General features: G+C 68.0%; 14 protein-coding genes and 2 tRNA genes. 9 read left to right on the forward strand and 7 right to left on the reverse strand.

What is annotated here, in order from left to right; translation table 11 throughout:
- The first annotated feature begins 100 nt into the window (after window positions 1-100).
- Window positions 101-733 (forward strand): hypothetical protein, encoded by a 633-nt coding sequence (locus QFZ27_RS23470; RefSeq protein ID WP_429228888.1) that lies wholly within the window; start codon window positions 101-103, stop codon window positions 731-733.
- A 260-nt stretch (window positions 734-993) separates the two neighbouring features.
- Here QFZ27_RS23470 and QFZ27_RS23475 read toward each other — a convergent pair whose 3' ends face one another.
- From QFZ27_RS23475 to QFZ27_RS23490, 4 genes are all read right to left on the reverse strand, one after another.
- Entirely contained in the window at window positions 994-1,929 is a 936-nt protein-coding gene (locus tag QFZ27_RS23475) for an abortive infection family protein (protein WP_429228889.1), read from the reverse strand.
- A gap of 587 nt (window positions 1,930-2,516) precedes the next feature.
- Window positions 2,517-2,592, reverse strand: a tRNA-Thr gene (locus QFZ27_RS23480).
- 124 nt (window positions 2,593-2,716) lie between these two features.
- A complete protein-coding gene (locus tag QFZ27_RS23485) occupies window positions 2,717-5,764 on the reverse strand; it encodes a calcium-binding protein (protein ID WP_429228890.1) in 3,048 nt (1,015 codons plus the stop codon).
- 436 nt (window positions 5,765-6,200) lie between these two features.
- Window positions 6,201-6,292: transfer RNA gene (locus tag QFZ27_RS23490), tRNA-Ser, on the reverse strand.
- A 325-nt stretch (window positions 6,293-6,617) separates the two neighbouring features.
- Here QFZ27_RS23490 and dxs point away from each other — a divergent pair.
- The 4 genes from dxs to QFZ27_RS23510 all read left to right on the forward strand — a co-directional run bounded on the left by dxs (window position 6,618) and on the right by QFZ27_RS23510 (window position 9,887).
- Window positions 6,618-8,534: a 1-deoxy-D-xylulose-5-phosphate synthase gene (gene dxs / locus QFZ27_RS23495; RefSeq protein WP_429228891.1), complete on the forward strand. Its 1,917-nt coding sequence runs from the start codon at window positions 6,618-6,620 to the stop codon at window positions 8,532-8,534.
- A 148-nt stretch (window positions 8,535-8,682) separates the two neighbouring features.
- A complete protein-coding gene (locus QFZ27_RS23500) occupies window positions 8,683-9,246 on the forward strand; it encodes a hypothetical protein (protein ID WP_429228892.1) in 564 nt (187 codons plus the stop codon).
- Window positions 9,247-9,320: 74 nt separating this feature from the next.
- Window positions 9,321-9,572, forward strand: coding sequence for a type II toxin-antitoxin system ParD family antitoxin (locus tag QFZ27_RS23505; RefSeq protein ID WP_429228893.1), 252 nt, complete (start codon window positions 9,321-9,323; stop codon window positions 9,570-9,572).
- 30 nt (window positions 9,573-9,602) lie between these two features.
- Window positions 9,603-9,887: a type II toxin-antitoxin system RelE/ParE family toxin gene (locus QFZ27_RS23510; RefSeq protein ID WP_429228894.1), complete on the forward strand. Its 285-nt coding sequence runs from the start codon at window positions 9,603-9,605 to the stop codon at window positions 9,885-9,887.
- A 23-nt stretch (window positions 9,888-9,910) separates the two neighbouring features.
- On the opposite strand, the gene QFZ27_RS23515 is transcribed toward QFZ27_RS23510, so the two are convergent.
- On the reverse strand, window positions 9,911-11,266 hold the full coding sequence (locus tag QFZ27_RS23515) for a sigma-54-dependent transcriptional regulator (protein WP_429228895.1): 1,356 nt from the start codon (window positions 11,264-11,266) through the stop codon (window positions 9,911-9,913).
- On the reverse strand, window positions 11,263-13,146 hold the full coding sequence (locus tag QFZ27_RS23520; protein WP_429228896.1) for an ATP-binding protein: 1,884 nt from the start codon (window positions 13,144-13,146) through the stop codon (window positions 11,263-11,265). The genes QFZ27_RS23515 and QFZ27_RS23520 overlap by 4 nt, the downstream gene beginning before the upstream one ends.
- A gap of 303 nt (window positions 13,147-13,449) precedes the next feature.
- On the opposite strand from QFZ27_RS23520, the gene QFZ27_RS23525 reads away from it, so the two are divergent.
- The 4 genes from QFZ27_RS23525 (at window position 13,450) to QFZ27_RS23540 (ending at window position 17,991) form a co-directional block, all read left to right on the forward strand.
- On the forward strand, window positions 13,450-14,793 hold the full coding sequence (locus QFZ27_RS23525; protein ID WP_429228897.1) for a dicarboxylate/amino acid:cation symporter: 1,344 nt from the start codon (window positions 13,450-13,452) through the stop codon (window positions 14,791-14,793).
- A gap of 74 nt (window positions 14,794-14,867) precedes the next feature.
- On the forward strand, window positions 14,868-15,935 hold the full coding sequence (locus QFZ27_RS23530; protein ID WP_429228898.1) for a hypothetical protein: 1,068 nt from the start codon (window positions 14,868-14,870) through the stop codon (window positions 15,933-15,935).
- A 436-nt stretch (window positions 15,936-16,371) separates the two neighbouring features.
- Window positions 16,372-16,980: a M10 family metallopeptidase C-terminal domain-containing protein gene (locus QFZ27_RS23535; RefSeq protein WP_429228899.1), complete on the forward strand. Its 609-nt coding sequence runs from the start codon at window positions 16,372-16,374 to the stop codon at window positions 16,978-16,980.
- A 57-nt stretch (window positions 16,981-17,037) separates the two neighbouring features.
- On the forward strand, window positions 17,038-17,991 hold the full coding sequence (locus tag QFZ27_RS23540; RefSeq protein ID WP_429228900.1) for a M10 family metallopeptidase C-terminal domain-containing protein: 954 nt from the start codon (window positions 17,038-17,040) through the stop codon (window positions 17,989-17,991).
- Here QFZ27_RS23540 and QFZ27_RS23545 read toward each other — a convergent pair.
- Window positions 17,981-19,027, reverse strand: coding sequence for a LacI family DNA-binding transcriptional regulator (locus QFZ27_RS23545; RefSeq protein ID WP_429228901.1), 1,047 nt, complete (start codon window positions 19,025-19,027; stop codon window positions 17,981-17,983). The genes QFZ27_RS23540 and QFZ27_RS23545 overlap by 11 nt on opposite strands.
- Window positions 19,028-19,092 lie beyond the last annotated feature (65 nt).

Below are 19,092 nucleotides of genomic sequence, written 5' to 3' on the forward strand. Positions count from 1 at the left end.
GCGGAAAAATCGGATGACTTCTGCTTACAGAAGCGCGTGCAATACGTGCTCCGGCGCGCAGAGATCAAGGCGAGAGTGGAGCGTATCAGGGAGAGATTCCATGGATGACATCAACAACACCAGCGCCGCAGCCGTCGAGACTTACGACGTGGCGCTTGCACGCATCAGCAAGGCGAACGCTGTGGACGGCCGCATGCTGTCGCACACGCAGGTGGCAGAACTGCAGAACATCGCTCGGCAGCAGTGGGGCGCGGGCGATGTCGTGCCAGCGCCGCAGGCGCGACATGGAAGCACGCCCACCGTCATCCACGGCGGCACCGCAGTGCGTGACGAAATCAGCGACGGCAGTGCAGACGGCAACCGCGCGGGCCAGATCGCAGAGCGTGAGGCGATGCTTGCTCCGTACGGACTGCGCGAGCACGCGGGACGCAGCACGGCTGATGAAGCTGTCGCCATCGCGGGCATGTTCCAGGCCGAAGGTGTCGAACCAGAGCAGGCAGGCGCGCTGTTGCAGCACTTCCGCAGCGACAAGCCGGCAACGGAAGTGCAGATGCGTGCAGCGTTCGGCAGTCTGTCGGAGGAAGACGATGACCTTGTGGTCGATTACCTCAACGCGCTTGCCGATGCGCATCCGAAGCTCAACGTCATGGCGTCACTGCAACGCGCGGGCTTGCTCGGCAATGCCGGTTTCCTGGCACAGGTTGCCGAGCACGTGCGGGCGAAGCGGCGGTGACGTGATGACGGACGCTCTGTACCCGTCTGATGCACCACGGCGTGCGATCGGGCAGCACCGACGCAGAGACAGCACTTACAAGGCGCTGCCGAACGGCATTTCATTCGACCGAACACGGCTGCGGTACCGTGCACGCGTGACGTTCGACGGACGGCAGTACCACGGCGGGTGGTTCAACAACGTGGCGGATGCCGTCGCGGCACGGAACCGTCTCGCGATGCAGCTTTACGGCAGCGATGCACGGCTTGTGCCGGTGTCCGTCACGAAGACGGCGGCAGCGCGCGGAACGCCTCGACCATGAAAACGATGTTGGTTGCTGCCAGATGAAGCGCGTACGCGGCGACGTGCTGCGGCACCTGCTTGGGTGTCGATCCGTCGCCGTGTCCGCCTTCGTTGTTCCGGACTTCTGGAAGTCCGTTCACAAGAGTCGCGTAAAGTTGATCAAATGAATTGTCCAGATAATCAGGCATGAGCCCATTCTTCCGAACAACCTTGAGAAGATCCGATGCTCTGGCCCCTCTCTTGAATTCCCAGTTTCGCAGTTCGCAAATTGTCTTCAGAGTGCTCTCAAACGCGTTGTTTGCATCGACGATCGCGTCTTTGAATTCAAGATGCCGGTAATGTCCGTGCGCGTTGAGATATTCCTTTTCGGCTCCTTCAAATCTTTTGTCAGACAGCAATTTCAATGCAGGTTTCACGATCTCTGCATGAATGAATTGACTGTCAACCCGTATTAACTTTCCGGACTCGTACTGAAACCCGAATGCGACCTCTCGCATTCGCTGATTGGCTTCGCTTATCGCATCGCGCGCAGATTGCTTGATATCATTTCGTTGGCGATCTGTTGCATCAAATTTTGCGAAGAATGCCTCAATTGCCCAAAATCCGGTCTCCAATACATCGAGCACCAACATGATTTCCTTTTTACTTTCCAGGCAACTTAAAATATCATCCGCTGGATCTGTTTTTTGATTAAGTGTGTGTATTCCGTGCTCACGACAGACGATGGTTCGTATTGTACTCCAAGACTTGCCTGGTACGCCGTTGTATGAATCAACTGTCGGGCCGAGTGCATCCTTGAATATCATCTGTATCTGTACGCGGAGTGCTTGCGGCATCGTTTCGTACTGAAACACATCGCCGAAATCACCTGCCGCACGTTTCGCTCTCTTGGAATACACATCATAAATCGGCAATTCATCCTCCCTCGATCCGAGGCAAACTCAGTCCGCGCGTCCAGAATGTGACGGAGCGCTGACAGTGCACGTTCGGTTATGCGCGATCCGTACGCAAGCCCTTCGGCGCGGCATAAACACACAGACAGACACGCACCCGGCCGCCTGCTGCTGACGCTCTGCACGTGCAGTGCATGCGTCCGTGCTGACGTTGTACGAGCACAGAGTGCCAATTCGGGGAAATTTACGCGTGGGAGACGCCCGCCCGCAGCCCGCCCGTCTGTTTCCGGGGGTGGGGGTGGTGCATTCCACACCTGCAGCGCGTTGCAATGGGTCCCATCGGCGCGCTCGGTGCGACTCGGCGCGGCATGGACACAGCAAGGCACGTGACGACACGCCTTGCGGTGCTGTGCTGTGCAGTGCGTGCGATGGTCGGCTCATGTCGCGCTGCGCGCGGGATCGGCGTGCGGTGCTCGACGAATCACAGGCATGCGCAGAGAACGGCGCAGACATGCAGTTCTGTGACCCCACGCGTGACCCCGAACGCATGTGCTTGCACGCACTGCGCAGTGTCAGTGCGAAAATGCGTGCGCAATCAACACGTTGAATGGTGCCGGATGCAGGGGTCGAACCCGCGACCTTCGGTTTACAAAACCGCTGCTCTACCGACTGAGCTAATCCGGCGCCGGCCCATTCCCTAACGAGTCCCGCCGCCGCTGTCCAGCGGCGACGGGCCTGATTGCGCCGAGATGTCTGCGGAGCTTGCGGTGTTGCCGCACTGCCATGCCGGGGGCAGCCCGGATACGGGCTACACCAGCAGGAAATCCGACAGTGCCAGCGCGGTCACGCCGGTCAGGGTGACGACCAGCCCTGCCTCCTGATCCGTGCCGGCGCCGTCGGCATCGAACCAGAGCCGGCCGGTGTCGGTCTCGAACAGGAACTGCGGACCGGTGCCGGTGGCCTGCGGATCGGCGCCGCTGACCAGGGACAGGCGGTAGCCCGCGTCCAGCCCAAAGCCGGCCCGGTCGATCACGATCAGGTCGGTGCCGCGGGCGAAGTCGGTGATCTGGTCGCCCGAGGCGGTGGCATCGTCGGCGAAGACGAAGCGGTCGCGGCCGGCGCCGCCGGTCAGCAGGTCGCCGCCGGAGCCGCCCTCGAGCGTGTCGTCGCCGGCGCGGCCGTCCAACGTGTCGTCGGCCCCGCCGCCGGACAGCGACTCCCCGGCCGCGGCGCCACGCAGGTCGTCGTCGTTGTCGGTGCCGTTGACGATCTCGAAGCCCGACAGGACCAGCCCCTTGGCCAGCCCGTTGTTCCGGCTGCTGTCGGCCAGGTCGACGACGGCGGACAGGTTGATGTCACCCAGGAAGGACAGGGTATCGATGCCGTCACCGCCGGCGAAGCGGTCGACGCCCTGGCCCGTTCCATAGTCGCGGGTGAAGCTGTCATTACCCGTGCCGCCGTCGATCTGATCGGCGCCGGCGCCGTCGAACAGTACGTCGTTGCCGGCGCCGGCGCGGAGAATGTCGTTTCCGGCATTGCCCTCCAGCCGATCGTCCAGCGCCCCGGCGGTGACCGTGTCGTTGCCGCGGCTGCCCTCGAACTCCAGCGACTCCATGCCGCTGAAGCGGGTGCCGGCGTCGACGGTCACCGTGCCGGTGGAGAAGGTGAAGGTCACGCCCGCATTCTCTTCCCAGAAATCGATGAAGACGCGATCGGTGCCGGCACCGCCGGTGGCGGTGTCGCCCTTGTTGATGTGCAGGGCGTCGTTGCCGGAACCGCCGTCGAGCGTATCGGCGAAGGCGTCGCTGGTCGCATCGCGGGCCCAGAGCATGTCGTTGCCGTCGCCGCCCTGGAGCGTGTCGGCCCCGTCGCCGCCCTGGAGCGTGTCATTGCCGCCGAGACCGCTCAGCACATCGTTGCCGCCGAAGCTCTTGAGCTCGTCGTCCAGCGCGCCGCCGGTCAGCCGATCGGCGCCGGAGCCCGTCTCGATGTGCACGCGCTCGATGTTGAGCAGGGTGACGCCGCCATTGACCAGCGCCGCGTTGGCCGAGAGCGTAAAGGTCATGTTCGCGGTGCCGTCGTTGCGGTCGATCCAGGCGTAGTCAGTGCCGGTGCCGCCATCCGCCCGGAAGGTCGCGATGATGCCGGGGTTGACGCCGAGATAGATCTCGTCGTTCCCGGCGCCGGCGGTGATGGCGCTGCTGTTGCCGCTGGCGCTGGCCGCCTGCACGTCGACATGGATCTCGTCATCGCCGTTCCCGGCGTTGATGCTGTTGACGCCGCCGGCGTCGCGGATGATGTCGTTGCCGTCGCCGCCGCTGATGGTGTCGTCGCCGAGTCCGCCGGACAATGTGTCGCCGCCGGTTCCGCCGGTGAGGGTATCGTTGCCCGCCCCGCCGGTGAAGCTGACCTGCAGCGCCGGCCCGGCCGTGAGCCTGTCGTTGCCGGCGCCGGTGGTGATCCGGAAGATCTCGGCGTCGGTGATCACCGACCCGTCGGACAGGGTGGCAGTGCGGCCGGCGAAGGCGAAGGTCAGCCCGGCGGTGGTGCCGCCGCGATCGAGCTCGACCGTGTCGATGCCCGCGCCGGCGCGGATGGTATCGGCGCCGCCGGCCCCGGCGATCAGCCGGTCGTCGCCATTGCCGCCGTCCAGCAGATCGACGCCGCTGCCGCCATCCAGCACGTCGTCACCATCCATGCCGCCGAGCGTATCGTTGCCCTCCAGCCCGTTCAGAACGTCGTTCCCGGCATGGCCGCGGAACCCGTTGGCGGCGGCGGTGCCGGTGATCGAATAAGCCTCGAAGCCGACGAAGCGGGTGCCGTCGGACAGACGGCCGAGAACCGTGGAGGCGTCGGCGATGAAATTGCCGGTGACGCCGGTCACGACCAGCCGATCGAGGCCGGCGCCGCCGTCGATCTGGTCGGCACCCTGGCCGATCGCCACCGTGGCGGTGTCGTCGCCGGCCCCGGCATAGATCAGGTCGGCGCCGAACCCGCCCTTCAGGCTGTCGGCGCCGTTGCCACCGATCAGCCGGTCGTCGCCGGCATCGCCGGACAGGGTGTCGTCCTGATCGCCGCCGTCGATCACGTCGCCGTCGTCGCCGCCGCTGATCATGTCGTTGCCGGCTTGGCCGGCCAGGGAATCGGCCCCGGCATCGCCCTGGATGAAGTCCCAGCCATTGCCGCCGCGCGCGGAATCGGCCCCGGCGCCGCCGATCAGCACGTCGAAGCCATCGCCACCTTCGAGGATGTCATTGCCGTCTTCGCCGTCCAACTGGTCGGACCCGCCGTTGCCCACCAGCACATCGTGGCCGGCGCCGCCGAGGAAGATGTCGGTCCAGCGGCCGCCCGCCATCGCATCGGCGAGATCGGTGCCGGTGATGTAGAACCGTTCGATGCCCAGCACCACGGCGCCGATGGGCAGCGTGCGCCCGACGGCCGGGTCGACCGCGCTGAACGACACCCTCGTCGCCTGGGCGGAATAGTCGAGCATCAGCATGTCGAAGCCGAGCCCCCCGTCGATCTGGTCGCCGGCGGCGTCGGCCAGGTCGTCGACCATGACGATATCGTCGCCGGTGCCCGCCCGGATGTAGTCGGCGCCGGCGCCGCCGGCAAAGGTATCGGTGCCGGAGCCGCCGAGGAGGGTGTCGTTGCCGTCATCCCCCATCAGCACGTCGCCCTGGAACCCGCCGTCGAGCCGGTCCGCGCCGTCTCCGCCGACCGCGATGTCGGAGGCGAGGCCGCCATAGAGCGTGTCGTTGCCGCCGAGGCCGTAGAGGGTGTCGCGAAAGCCGTTCAGGGGATCGCCGTCGCCGGCGAGCGTGTCGGCGCCTTCGGTGCCGGTATAGGTGGCCATGGGTGAGATCCGTTCCGTTGCAATCGCCAAAAGGTCGACGCCCACTCCCGGTCCGCAAACGGCGTGCGCCGCGATCCGGAGCATCCCGCCGAACCGGATCGGCGGGAGTGGCGGGACCGATGCGCGCGCATCGGGAGTGGGCGCGTCCCGGGCCGCGGCATCGCCGCGGTGGGATCGCCATACGATCACCGGGGGCCAGCAACGGCACCCCCCGAATGGAGGGGGAAATCTAACTTTCTAACCGGTTAGATGATTAGGTGTTTACGCAACGGCGCGGCGGCGAAGGTCCGATGCGGACCGGATCTGAAATCGGATGGCGGCCACGCATTGACGCGGGGAAGCCGCCGGACCGCGAACCCATACGCGGCGTCATGCTGTTGGTCGGAGTCGGCGATATGCCGCCGTGGCCTGCCACCCGAAGCCGCTAGGCGTAGGGTGGCGGAGGGACCGGGATTCGAACCCGGGCACGGGATTTCTCCCGTGGACGGTTTAGCAAACCGTTGCCTTCAGCCGCTCGGCCACCCCTCCGTCGAGCGGCAGCGCCGCTCGGTCCGGGGTTCTAAGGGGACGGAGCAGGCTTGTCAATGACGGCTCGCGGCCCGTCCGGGCCGGCTCCGCCGCAGTCCGGACCAAGACGTGGCGCAGCGGCTTCAGGGTGTGGCAAATCGGCATCCGGTCATGCCCTTGTCACCGGATTTTCTTGATCGCGCCACCGCTCCTCTATAGTGCTGGAACGACTACGGGGCAGGAAAATGATGGGTGCTTCGGCCGAAGGTCTGCCGTCACGGTGGGAGAGAGACCGATGCCGAAGCCGCTCGAACCGCCGGACCAATCCTGCCGAAAGCGAAGCTGAATGAAGCCAGTCACGCCGTTGCTCGACACCATCCACACCCCCGAAGACCTCCGACTCCTGCCGGCTTCCGACGTGAAGCAGGTTGCTGACGAGCTCAGGGCCGAGACCATCGACGCGGTCTCGACCACGGGCGGTCATCTCGGTGCCGGACTCGGTGTGGTCGAGCTCACCGTTGCCCTGCACCGGGTGTTCGACACTCCTCGGGACAAGCTGATCTGGGATGTCGGCCACCAAGCCTATCCGCACAAGATCCTGACCGGTCGGCGCGACCGCATCCGCACCCTGCGCCAGGGCGGCGGCCTGTCCGGCTTCACCAAGCGGTCGGAGAGCGAGTACGACCCGTTCGGCGCCGCGCACAGCTCGACCTCGATCTCAGCCGGCCTCGGCATGGCCGTCGCGCGCGACCTGAAGGGCGAGGACTTCCGAGTCGTCGCCGTGATCGGCGACGGCGCGATGAGCGCCGGTATGGCCTATGAGGCGATGAACAACGCCGGCGCGCTGAAGAGCCGCCTGGTCGTCATCCTCAACGACAACGACATGTCGATCGCCCCGCCGGTCGGCGCCATGAGCGCCTATCTGTCGCGGCTGATCTCCTCGCGCTCCTACCGCTCGCTGCGCCACCTGATGCGCGACGTCACCGCGGTGTTCCCGAAGCCGGTGGCGCGCGCCGCCAAGCGGGCCGAGGAATACGCCCGCGGCTTCGTCACCGGCGGCACCATGTTCGAGGAGCTGGGCTTCTACTATGTCGGCCCGATCGACGGACATAATCTCGACCACCTGCTGCCGGTGCTCGAGAATGTCCGCGACGCCGATGACGGCCCGGTGCTGGTCCATGTCGTCACCCAGAAGGGCAAGGGCTACGGCCCGGCCGAGGCGGCGCCGGACAAGTATCACGGCGTCAGCCGCTTCGACGTCATCACCGGCGCCCAGGCCAAGCCGAAGAGCAATGCGCCGAGCTACACCGGCGTCTTCGCCCAGGCGCTGATCCAGGAGGCCGAGGCGGATGAGCGCATCGTCGCCGTCACCGCCGCCATGCCGTCCGGCACCGGCCTGGACAAGTTTGCCCAGCGCTTCCCGAACCGCACCTTCGACGTCGGCATCGCCGAGCAGCATGCGGTGACCTTCGCTGCGGGCATGGCGACCGAAGGCTTCAAGCCGTTCTGCGCGATCTACTCGACCTTCCTGCAGCGCGCCTACGATCAGGTGGTGCACGACGTGGCGATCCAGCACCTGCCGGTGCGCTTTGCAATCGACCGCGCCGGGCTGGTCGGTGCCGACGGCGCCACCCATGCCGGCGCCTTCGACATCCCCTATCTCGGCTGCCTGCCCGGCATGGTGCTGATGGCCGCGGCCGACGAGGCCGAGCTGGTGCATATGGTGGCGACCGCCGCCGCGCTGGACGACCGGCCCTCGGCCTTCCGCTACCCGCGCGGCGACGGCGTCGGCGTCGAGCTGCCGGCCCGCGGCCAGCCGCTGGCGCTCGGCAAGGGCCGTGTGCTGCGCGAGGGCACCACCATCGCGCTGCTCAGCTACGGCACCCGGCTGCAGGAATGCCTGGCGGCGGCCGAGGTGCTGGGCGGGATGGGCCTGTCGACCACCGTCGCCGACGCCCGTTTCGCCAAGCCGCTCGACACCGATCTGGTCGGCCAGTTGGCCCGCCACCACGCCGTGCTGATCACGGTGGAGGAGGGGGCAGAAGGCGGCTTCGGCAGCATCGTCCTGCACCACCTGGCCCGCGCCGGCCTGCTGGACCACGGGCTGAAGATGCGGCCGATGACGCTGCCGGACCGGTTCCAGGACCATGAGAAGCCGGAGCTGCAATATGCCGAGGCGGCGCTGTCGGCGCAGGACATCGTCGCCACTGCCGCCGCCGCGCTCGGCCTCGACACGCCGGCCACGAACGTGATCCGCGCCTGATCCTCTCCGCAGTTTCTGAATAAACGGCCGTCCGATCCTCAGGACGGCCGTTTTCCTGTGTGCGGGGCCGATTTCCCGTGCGGCAGGCGCGGCGCATCGGCGATGATGGCCGCCGAATCGATCCTGTGGGGACGGGAAGGGGGACACGATGAGGCTGCGGCACGCCATCCTGGGGGTGGCTGCGATCACGGCGCTGGGCGCCTGCGTTCCGGCATCCGGCGAGACGAAGCCGCCCGTTGCGGTGGCTGCTCCGGCCGCGGCGCCGGCGGCAGCAGTCACCGGGATCGAGGCGTTCCGCGGCTCCTGGGTCGGCGCCAGCCAGGGCGAGAGCGATACCCGCCGCGCCGCGGCGCTGGTGATCGACGCCTCGGCGGATGGCGGCCTGTTCCTGCGCTGGCGCAGCGCCGAGGGACCGCGCGACGGCGCGGACAATGACGACCAGCTCAAGATGCGCGAGAACACCGCAATCTTCGCGCCCGGCAAGTCGCCGAATGTCTGGTCGGCCAAGCTGGACAGCGGCGCCCAGGCCAAGGCGCGGCTGGAGGGATCGGTGCTGACCACCGAGCTGACGGCGAAGTCCGGCGGTCAGACCGAGGTCCAGGCCTACCGCCGCACCCTGACTGCGCCCGGCAAGCTGTCGCTGCACTACACCCGGACGGTGAGCGGCAAGGTCGAGACCACGATCGACGCGGATTTCGTCAAGCTGCCGTGAGGCGGTGATCCGCGCCGCTTGTACAAGGGCCGTTTCGATCGCATCTTATGGCAAGCTTTGACATAGACTCGGCCATGGCAACCAACGTTCATCTGACTGCGGAGCTGGAGCGCTTCGCCCGTCAATGCGTGGAGGAGGGGCGCTACAACAACGTCAGCGAGGTGGTGCGATCCGGCCTGCGCCTGTTGCAGGAGGCCGAGGAGCGCCGCCACGCCTTCAGGGCGATGTTGCGGGAGGTCGAGGAGGAAATCGACCGGGAAGGTACGGTTTCGCTCGACGAGGTCATGGCGGAAGCCGACCAGATCATCGCTGACGCCAAACGGTGAAAGCAGCGGAATTCTCGACACGGGCGCGCCGTGACCTTTTGGAAGCGGTCCGCCTGGATCGCAGCGGATAATCCTGCGGCCGCCCAAGCTCTACGGGATACGGCAACGGGTGGGGCGAGGCGTATCGGCGCGCATCCTGATATTGGTGCGCACCGGCCTGATCTCGCGGGACGGCGATATCGGTTCTTGACCCTGCCAGGTTTTCCCTACGTCCTGATTTGTGATTGCGAAAGCCGACCGCCGATCATCGCTCGTGTGCTGCACGGAGTTCGCGATCTCGCCGGGCTGCTACGGGATCTGCCGCCGACCGCTTGATCCGTACCTACACTCCCGCCCTTTCACCCCGCCCTTTTCCCGATCGGCTCGGCCCGGTATTCGTTCGGGTCGATGCCGTGGCGGGTGAGCTTGTCGTAGAAGGTCTTGCGAGGCAGGCCGAGGGCCTCGGTGGTGGCCCGGACGTCACCCTTTTGCGCCGCCAGCGCCTCGCGCAGCAAAGCGGCCTCGTAGCGCTCGACCCGCTCCGGCAGGCTGGCCGGACTCTCCGCCGGGGCCGGGGCGTCGATCCCGCCGAGGCCGAGCGCCACCCGGTCGGCGAAATGCGCCAGCTCCCGCACATTGCCCGGCCAGTCATGGTCCAGCAGGTGGCGCCGCACGGCGTCGCCGAGCGGCGGCGGGTCGCGGCGGAAGCGCTCGACGGCGCGGGCCAGAAAGTGCGCGAACAGCAGCGGGATGTCGGCCCGGCGCTCGCGCAATGGCGGGATCCGCAGCGTCACCACGTTGAGCCGGTAGTAGAGATCGGCCCGGAACTTCCCTTCCTGCGATGCCGCGGCGAGGTCGGTCTTGGTGGCGGCGACGACGCGCAGGTCCAGCGGCCGGCGCTCATTGGTGCCGAGCGGCTCGACCGCCCGCTCCTCCAGCACCCGCAGCAGCTTCACCTGCAGCGCCGCCGGCATGCTCTCGACCTCGTCCAGGAACAGGGTGCCACCATCGGCATGCTCGATCCGGCCGATGCGGCGCTTCTGCGCCCCGGTGAAGGCACCGGCCTCGTGGCCGAACAGCTCGCTCTCGATCACGCTCTCCGGCAGCGCGCCGCAGTTCAGCGCCACCAGCGGTTTCGATCGCCGCCGGCTCCAGCGGTGCAGCGCCTCGGCCACCACCTCCTTGCCCGACCCGGTCTCGCCCAGCACCAACACGTCGACATCGGCATCGGCGACGTTGCGCACGGCGTCGCGCAGCCGCTCCATCGCCGGCGTGTCGCCGAGGAAGGCAAGGTCGTCGGCCTCTTCGAGCTGCGCCTTCAGCCGGCGGTTCTCGATCACCAGACGCCGCTTCTCCACCGCCCGGCGGACGCTGTCGACCAGCCGTTCGGCCGGATAGGGCTTGGCCAGGAAGTCATAGGCGCCGTCCCGCATGGCGCCGACCGCCATGGCGATGTCGCCATGCCCGGTGATCAGGATCACCGGCAGGTCGGGGTCGAGCTCGCGCAGCCGGTCGAACAGCGCCAGGCCGTCGGTCTCGGGCATGCGGATGTCGGTGACCACGGCGCCCGGGAAGTCGCGGTCGACCGTGTCCAGGGCGGCGCGGGCGGAGTCCAGCGCCGTGACCTCGAAGCCGGCCAGCTCCAGGCTCTGGACATTGGCGTGCCGGATCTCGGCCTCGTCATCGACGAAGACCACTTGCCCCGCCGCGCTCATGGCGCCCGTTTCAAAGTGACAGTGAAGACAGCCCCGCCGCCGTCCCGGTTGTTCGCGGCGATGCTGCCGCCGAAGTCCCGCGCGATGTCCTGGCAGATCACCAGGCCGAGGCCCAGCCCGGCCGGCTTGGAGGTGGCGAAGGGGATGAAGAGCGCCTTCATCGTATCGGGGTCGAGGCCTTTGCCGGTGTCGGAAACCGAGATCCTAACCTCCTCGTCTCCGGCGTCCACGGCGATGCGCACTTCCGGGCCGGGCCGGCCGTCGACGGCGTCGAGCGCGTTCTGCAGCAGGTTGACCAGGATCTGCTCCAGCCGCACCCGCTCCGCCACCACCCGGATATCGGTCGGGGGCAGGTCCTGCACCAGCCGCACCGATTGGCGGCGGATGCGCGGCCGGGTCAGCAGCAGCGCGCCCTCGACCGCATCGGCGCAGGAGGTCGCCTCGATCCGGTTGGTCGCCTTGCGCGAGAAGGCGCGCAGATGCTGGGTGATGGTGCCGACACGGTCGGTCAGCCCGGCGATGGTCGACAGGTTCTCGCGCACCGAAGCGGGCTTGTCGCGCTCCAGGAACACCGAGGCGTTGTCGGCATAGGCGCGGATCGCGGCCACCGGCTGGTTGATCTCATGCGCCACGCTGGCCGCGACCTGGCCGAGGATCGCCAGGCGGTTGGCCTGGGTCAGCTCCTCCTGCAACTGCTGCCGGCGCTGCTCGCCGCGGCGCCGCTCCTCCATCTCCTCGGTCAGGCGCAGATTGGCGTCGTTCAGCGCCCGGGTGCGCTCGGCGACGCGGCGCTCCAGCTCCGCCTGCGCCGCCGCCTGCCGCGCCGTGTTGGTCAGGGCGCGGTTGCGGCGGTACAGCAGGGCGGCCGCGGCGGCCAGGGCCAGCAGCGTCACCAGCCCGGCGATCAGCCTTGTATCCATCATGGCGCGGCCGACGGAAGGCGAGGTCGGCGCCAGCAGGTGCAGGGTCCAGCCGGTGGTCGGTACCGGGGCGGCGAGGGCCAGGAAGCGCCCGGCCATCCGCGCGCCCGGCAGGGTCGCGGTCACCGCCTCGGGCCGGGGCGAGGCCGAATCCGGCGCGATCGGCAGCGGATCGAGCGGCGCCCCGCCGTATTGCAGGCTCTCGCGCACCGCCGCGCGCTCTTCCTCCGGCAGCGGGCCGAAGCTGCGGAAGCGCCACTCCGGCATGTCGGTCAGCAGCACCACGTTGCGCTCATCGGTGACGAAGGCGGTCTCGGCGAAGCGGCCCCAGGCCTCCTCCATCTCGTCGAATTCGACCTTGACCACGATCACGCCCAGCAGCCCGTTCGGCCCGTCGATCCGGCGCGACAGGTACGAGCCGGGCTTGCGGCTCATCGTGCCCATGGCGAAGAACTCGGCCCCGCCGGTCTCGACCGCCTGCTGGTAATAGCCGCGGAAGGCGTAGTGCTGGCCGACGAAGCTGATCGGCTCGCGCCAGTTGCTGGCGGCGATCGCGGTGCCGCCGCGGTCCAGCAGATAGATCACCGCCGCCCGCGTGCCCCGGCTCAGCGCCTCGAACTTGGCGTTGATCCCGTCCAGGCGCTGCCGGTCGTTGGCGGCGGTCAGCGCGGCGCGCACATCCGGGTCCTGGGCCAGGACGAACGGGAGTGAGCGTTGCTTCTCCAGCTCGCTGCGCAGCATCGCCACATGCAGGCCGAGGGCGGCCTCGGCCGAGCGCGCGATCTCGTCCAGCGCCCGGTCGCGCCCGACCGGGCCGGCCAGCCAGACCACGGCGGCGAACAGAGCGGTGCCCACCGCGGCGAACACCGCCCAGCTGCGCCACCGATGCGGCGCGGCCGGCGCCGCGACGGCGGGCCGGGCCGGGGCTGCGGCGCTCAGGGGACGGTCGACGGCGGTCATGCCGGCGAGTCTAGCACCGCAAGGCCGGAATGGCTGCGGCGAAGGGATGTGCGGATCTCCGCCCGACTCCATCGGCACTTGTGCGGGATTTCGCACACATCGACCCGAGTGAGCGCCGGGCATTCGGAAATGATCCTTCCCATTCAAAGGGATAGCGAAGACTGCGCAAATCCGCCTCGGCTGGCACAGCGATTGCACATGTCAGAAGGCCGTCCGTAAGAAGGGGCATCCCCCGGGGCGGCAGGAAACCCCATGCCGGCGTTGCCGCGGTGATCGCGGTCCGCGCCCCGAGGAGTGTGTGCCATGGCCACTGCCGACGCCGCCCCGCGGCCACCCGTGCCCTTCTACCGCCATCTCTACGTCCAGGTGCTGATCGCGGTCTTGATCGGCATCCTGCTCGGCCATTTCTACCCGCAGACCGGGACGGCGCTGCAGCCGCTCGGCGACGGCTTCATCAAGCTGGTGAAGATGATCATCGCGCCGGTCATCTTCCTGACCGTCGTCACCGGCATCGCCGGCATGCACGACCTGGAGAAGGTCGGCCGGGTCGGCGCCAAGGCGATGATCTACTTCCTGGTGTTCTCGACCCTGGCCCTGATCGTCGGCCTGGTGATCGCCAACCTGGTGCAGCCCGGGTCGGGCCTGAACATCGATCCGGCGACGCTCGATCCGAAGGCGGTGGAGCGATACACCACCCAGGCGCATGACCAGTCGATCGTCGGCTTCCTGATGAACATCATTCCGACAGGCCTGGTCGGCGCCTTCGTCGGCACCGACCTGAAGGCCGGTCCCGAGATCCTGCAGGTGCTGTTCGTCTCGGTGCTGTTCGGCGTCGGCCTCGCCATGACCGGCGAGAAGGGCGCGCCGGTGCTGAACTTCCTGAAGTCGGTGTCGGCCGCGGTGTTCAAGGTCGTCCACATCCTGATGAAGGTGGCGCCGATCGGGGCCTTCGGCGCCATGGCCTTCACCATCGGCAAGTTCGGCATCGGATCGGTGGTCAACCTGGCCTTCCTGGTCGGCACCTTCTACGCGACCTCGATCATCTTCGTGGTGGTCGTGCTCGGCGCCGTCGCCCGCTACAACGGCTTCTCGGTGCTGGCCCTGATCCGCTACATCAAGGCCGAGCTGCTGCTGGTGCTGGGCACCAGTTCGTCCGAGGCGGCGCTGCCGTCGCTGATGGAGAAGATGGAGCGGGCGGGCTGCGCCAAGCCGGTGGTCGGTCTGGTGATCCCGACCGGCTACTCCTTCAACCTCGACGGCACCAACATCTACATGACCATGGCGGCGCTGTTCATCGCCCAGGCGACGAACACGCATCTGTCGTTCGGCGACGAGATCCTGCTGCTGGCGGTGGCGATGCTCAGCTCCAAGGGCGCGGCCGGCGTCACCGGCTCAGGCTTCATCACCCTGGCGGCGACCCTGTCGGTGGTGCCGACCGTGCCGATCGCCGGCATGGCGCTGATCCTCGGTGTCGACCGCTTCATGTCGGAATGCCGGGCGCTGACCAACTTCATCGGCAACGCCGTCGCCGCGGTCGTGGTCGCCCGCTGGGAAGGCGCGCTCGACGAGAACCGGCTGCGGGCCGCCCTCGCCGGCGACCCGCTGACGGCGCCGGAAGAGGCCACGGTCCCCGCTCCGGCGGAGTGACAGCAAAGGGCGGCGGGCCGACGGTTCGCCGCCCTTTCCACGTGCAGGGTTCGAGATTACGGGAAGGCCCGGGCATGGTCCTGCGATATGTCCTCGGTGTCCTCGCCGCGGCAGTAGCCCTGGCCACCATGTCGGTGCCGCCGCTTCGGGCCGCCGATGAGAGCCCGCCGGAGAAGCCGGTCAAGGTGGTGGCCGACCAGCGCCTGACGGTGGCCACGCCGGCCGGCACCGGCGAATTGGCCCTGTATGTCTCGCGCGATTGGTCGCGGCCGCTTCCGGGCGTCACCCGGGCGGTGATCGTCATCCACGGCCGGCTGCGCAATGCCGATGTCTACCGCGCCTCGGCCGAGAAGGCGCTGGCGGCGGCGGGGGAGGCGGGCCAGGCGGCGATCCTGGTGGTGCCGCAGTTCCTCTCGGAGGTCGATGCGCAAGCCCATCATCTGTCGGCCGACACCCTGCGCTGGGGCACGACGGGCTGGGAGGGCGGCGGCGACGCCCGCGGCCCGGCACCGATCAGCGCCTTCGCCGGGCTGGACGCGATCCTGGCCAAGCTGGCCGACCGCAAGGTGTTCCCGGACCTGACGACGATCGTGGTGGCGGGACATTCCGGCGGCGGCCAGGTGGTGCAGCGCTACGCCATCCTCGGCAAGGGCGAGACCGTGCCGATCGCGGTCGGCATCGCCGTGCGCTACGTCGTCGCCAACCCGTCCTCCTACGCCTATTTCAGCGCCGACCGGCCGGACAGGGAGGGCGGCTTCGCCCCCTTCGCGGGCACCGCCGCCTGCCCGAAATTCGACCGCTGGAAATACGGCATGGCCGAGCTGCCCGCCTATGCCGGGACGGCGACGCCGGCGGCGCTGGAGCAGGCCTATCTCGGCCGCGACGTCACCTATCTGCTCGGCACCGCCGACACCGATCCGAACCATCCGGCGCTGGACAAGAGCTGCATGGCGGAGGCGCAGGGCCCCTACCGCCTCGCCCGCGGCGAGGCCTATGTCCGGTATCTGCGCGGCCGCCATCCGGACGGGTTCCGGCAGAAGCTGCTGCTGGTCCAGGGCGTCGGCCATGACGGCGACCGCATGCTGACCTCGGCCTGCGGCCTGGCCACGCTGTTCGACCGGCCGGGCTGCTCCTCATCGTAATCGATCGGTCATGTTATCTTGATTGGCAAATATTATTTTATAAGTTCCTTAAAATGACGAAAATGACCATCCCGTAGCCCTGTGAGATATTGCTGATCCATGTCTTATGACTGGGTGCGGCAATGGCAAGATTCTCTGGAACTGCGGGTGACGACCACATCATCGTGCCCAACAACGGCGAATACAATATCATTCAGGGGTCGACCGGTGCGGATGTGGTCGAGGTCGATCCAGAGAACACCACCTACAACATCATCACGTTCCTGGACGGGGCGACACGGTCATCGGCGGGGCCGGCAAGGACCATCTGGGCATCGATTCGCTCGGCAAGATCGAGAACGTCACCTTCACCGGCGGCGCCGGGGACGATTCTGTCGGTTTTGCCGGCGGCGGTGGCGGATCGGGCGCGGGCAACGTCCTGGACGGCGGCGACGGCGTGGACGATTTCTGGCCGCGCGGCCGCGCCGCGTACATCAACCTGGAGACCGGCATCGCGCATCTGTCGCCCAACGACGGGTCGGGCCTGTTCTACGAAGCGACCGTGCGCAATTTCGAGCGCCTCTACGGCACGGAGGGGTACGACATCTTCGCCGGGTCGGATGCCGACGAGCTGTTCCGAGGCTATGGCGGGCATGACCTGCTGTCCGGCCGCGGCGGCGCGGACGAGCTGACCGGCGGCGAGGGCAACGACACGCTGGTCGGAGGGACCGGCGCCGACCTGCTCGACAGCGGCCGGGGCGTCGACGTCATCCGGTTCAATCAACTCGCCGACAGCCTGCCGGGCCAGGAGGACACCATCGCCAAGTTCAGCGTCAAGGACCGGATCGACCTGTGGCGCATCGACGCCGATCTGACGACGGCGGGCAACCAGGCTTTCGTCTTCATCGGCACCGCCGGCTTCGACGGCGCGGCCGGCGAGTTGCGTTATGAGGCCGTGTGGAACGGCGTGCGGCTCTCGGCGGATGCCAATGGCGACAAGGTCGCCGACTTCGCCGTCACGGTGACGGGCGTGACCGCGATGGCGGAGGACGACTTCATCCTCTGACCGGTCACGGCCGACCGTCGGAGACACTTACTTGGTGCCATGCAAGGAGGACATCACATGACGGAGCTCCAAGAAGCCGTCAGCACCTGGGACTATCTCAACATCTACGGAACCGACGGCGACGATCATCTCGTCGTGCCGGCCAACGACTATTGGAACTACGTCGAGGCCTATGCGGGATCGGATCTGATCGAGGTGGACCCGCGGAATACGGGGAATGTCAGCATCCAACTCGAGGATGGTGGAGACACGATCCATGGAGGACCCGGATCCGAGCATGTGAGCCTGTGGGACGAGGCCGGGATCGGGCATCTGACTTTCACGGGAGGGGCCGGCGACGATTCCGTCTCCCTCGGCATCTATGCGCAAGGTCCGGGCAGCGTGCTGGACGGCGGCGACGGCAAGGATGAGGTCTCCTTCTTCGGCCGCGGCGTCTTCGTCCATCTCGAGAACGGGACCGCATTGGTCGGCCCAAAGGATCAGCCGGACGTGTTCTACGAGACGACCGTGCGGGACTTCGAGGATGCGAGCGGCACGGGCGGGCACGACATCCTCGTCGGAACGGACGGAGGAAATCTGCTGCGAGCCTGGGGCGGCGACGACCTGCTATCCGGCCATGGTGGCACGGACCGCCTGGAGGGCGGCGGCGGCGACGACGTCCTGGTCGGCGGGCTCGGCGCCGACGGGCTGTCGAGCGGTCCGGGGGCCGACATCATCCGGATCGACCGGCTGGCCGAGAGCCTGCCGGGGCAGGAGGACACCATCCTCGATTTGACGTCCCGCGACAGGATCGACCTATCGCGCATCGACGCGGATCTCGGGGCGGCGGGGGACCAGGCCTTCGACTTCATCGGCATGGCGGCCTTCAGCGGCGCGGCCGGCGAGCTGCGCTATGAGGCGGTGGGCAGCGATCTCCTGGTCTCGGCGGATGCCGACGGCGATGGCGTGGCCGACCTCGCCATCAAGATTCGGGACCTGACGCAGCTGGCGGCGTCGGACTTCATCCTCTGACCGCCCGCCGCCGGGCGCCGCAGGAATCGCGGATCACCAGCTCGGTCGGCAGGGCGATGCGGCGCTGCTCGACCGTCTCGCCCTTGAGCAGGCGAATCAGCAGCTGCGCCGCCTGGCGGCCCTGTTCGACCCCCGGGTTGCGCACCGTGGTCAGGGCCGGGCGCAGCAGGGCGGCGAAGGGCAGGTCGTCGAAGCCGACGATGGCGATGTCGTCCGGCACCGACAGCCCGGCATCGGTCAGCGCCGCCAGGGCGCCGAGCGCGATGGTGTCGTTGCCGGCCAGGACCGCGGTCGGCCGCGGTCGCTTGCGGTCCAGCAACTCGCGCATCGCCCGGTGGCCGCTTTCGGCGCTGAAGGCGCCATAGGCGACCAGCCGGTCGTCCGGCTCGATGCCGTGGGCGCGCAGCGATTCGCGGTAGGAGTTCAGCCGCGCATCGGTGGCGACGAAGCCGGGCGGCGAGAAGCCAATATGGGCGATCGCCCGGTGTCCCAGCCCGACCAGATGGTCCATCGAGCGGCGGATGGCACGGCGGGTGGAGAAATTGACCGCATGCTCGCGCGGATGGCGGACCGAGCCGAGCAGCACCAGCGGGAAGCCCTGATCGATCAGCGCATGGATCTGCGGCGCGTCGGTCGGCGGATTCAGCACGATCAGCCCGTCGATCCGGCGACCCTCCACCAGCTCACCATAGGCGTGCGGCCCGGCGCCGGGTTCGACCCCTTCCAACAGGATGCGGTAGCCGCTCTCGCTCGTCGCCTGGCTGATGCCGTACAGCAGCTGCGGCACGAAGCCGTCGACGGCCAGCACCTGCGGGTCGGTCACCACCAGGCCGATGGTCTCGGTGTCGCCGCGCACCAGCATCCGCGCCGCCGAGTTCGGCCGGTAGCCCAGCGCCGCCGCGGCCTCCAGCACGCGCTGCCGGGTCTCGGCGCTGATCACCACCGCCTTCGACCGGTTCAGCACCATCGAGACGGTGGCGCGCGACACCCCGGCCCGGCGGGCGACATCGTGGCTGGTGACCCTGCGTCGTTCCATGTCCATCCGCTTCACGGGCCCCCGGCCGGTCGAGCGCGCCTCGTCCCTGTGCCATGCCGGTCGGC

Source organism: Inquilinus ginsengisoli (assembly GCF_050434925.1).
Taxonomy (GTDB): Bacteria; Pseudomonadota; Alphaproteobacteria; order DSM-16000; family Inquilinaceae; genus Inquilinus; species Inquilinus ginsengisoli_B.

Bases quoted from the DNA above. Each gene is read 5' to 3' on its own strand.
- QFZ27_RS23545 (WP_429228901.1), bottom strand. From the start codon at position 19,027: ATGGAACGACGCAGGGTCACCAGCCACGATGTCGCCCGCCGGGCCGGG.
- dxs (WP_429228891.1), top strand. From the start codon at position 6,618: ATGAAGCCAGTCACGCCGTTGCTCGACACCATCCACACCCCCGAAGAC.
- QFZ27_RS23525 (WP_429228897.1), top strand. From the start codon at position 13,450: ATGGCCACTGCCGACGCCGCCCCGCGGCCACCCGTGCCCTTCTACCGC.
- QFZ27_RS23515 (WP_429228895.1), bottom strand. From the start codon at position 11,266: ATGAGCGCGGCGGGGCAAGTGGTCTTCGTCGATGACGAGGCCGAGATC.
- QFZ27_RS23520 (WP_429228896.1), bottom strand. From the start codon at position 13,146: ATGACCGCCGTCGACCGTCCCCTGAGCGCCGCAGCCCCGGCCCGGCCC.
- QFZ27_RS23530 (WP_429228898.1), top strand. From the start codon at position 14,868: ATGGTCCTGCGATATGTCCTCGGTGTCCTCGCCGCGGCAGTAGCCCTG.
- QFZ27_RS23500 (WP_429228892.1), top strand. From the start codon at position 8,683: ATGAGGCTGCGGCACGCCATCCTGGGGGTGGCTGCGATCACGGCGCTG.
- QFZ27_RS23505 (WP_429228893.1), top strand. From the start codon at position 9,321: ATGGCAACCAACGTTCATCTGACTGCGGAGCTGGAGCGCTTCGCCCGT.
- QFZ27_RS23485 (WP_429228890.1), bottom strand. From the start codon at position 5,764: ATGGCCACCTATACCGGCACCGAAGGCGCCGACACGCTCGCCGGCGAC.
- QFZ27_RS23470 (WP_429228888.1), top strand. From the start codon at position 101: ATGGATGACATCAACAACACCAGCGCCGCAGCCGTCGAGACTTACGAC.
- QFZ27_RS23540 (WP_429228900.1), top strand. From the start codon at position 17,038: ATGACGGAGCTCCAAGAAGCCGTCAGCACCTGGGACTATCTCAACATC.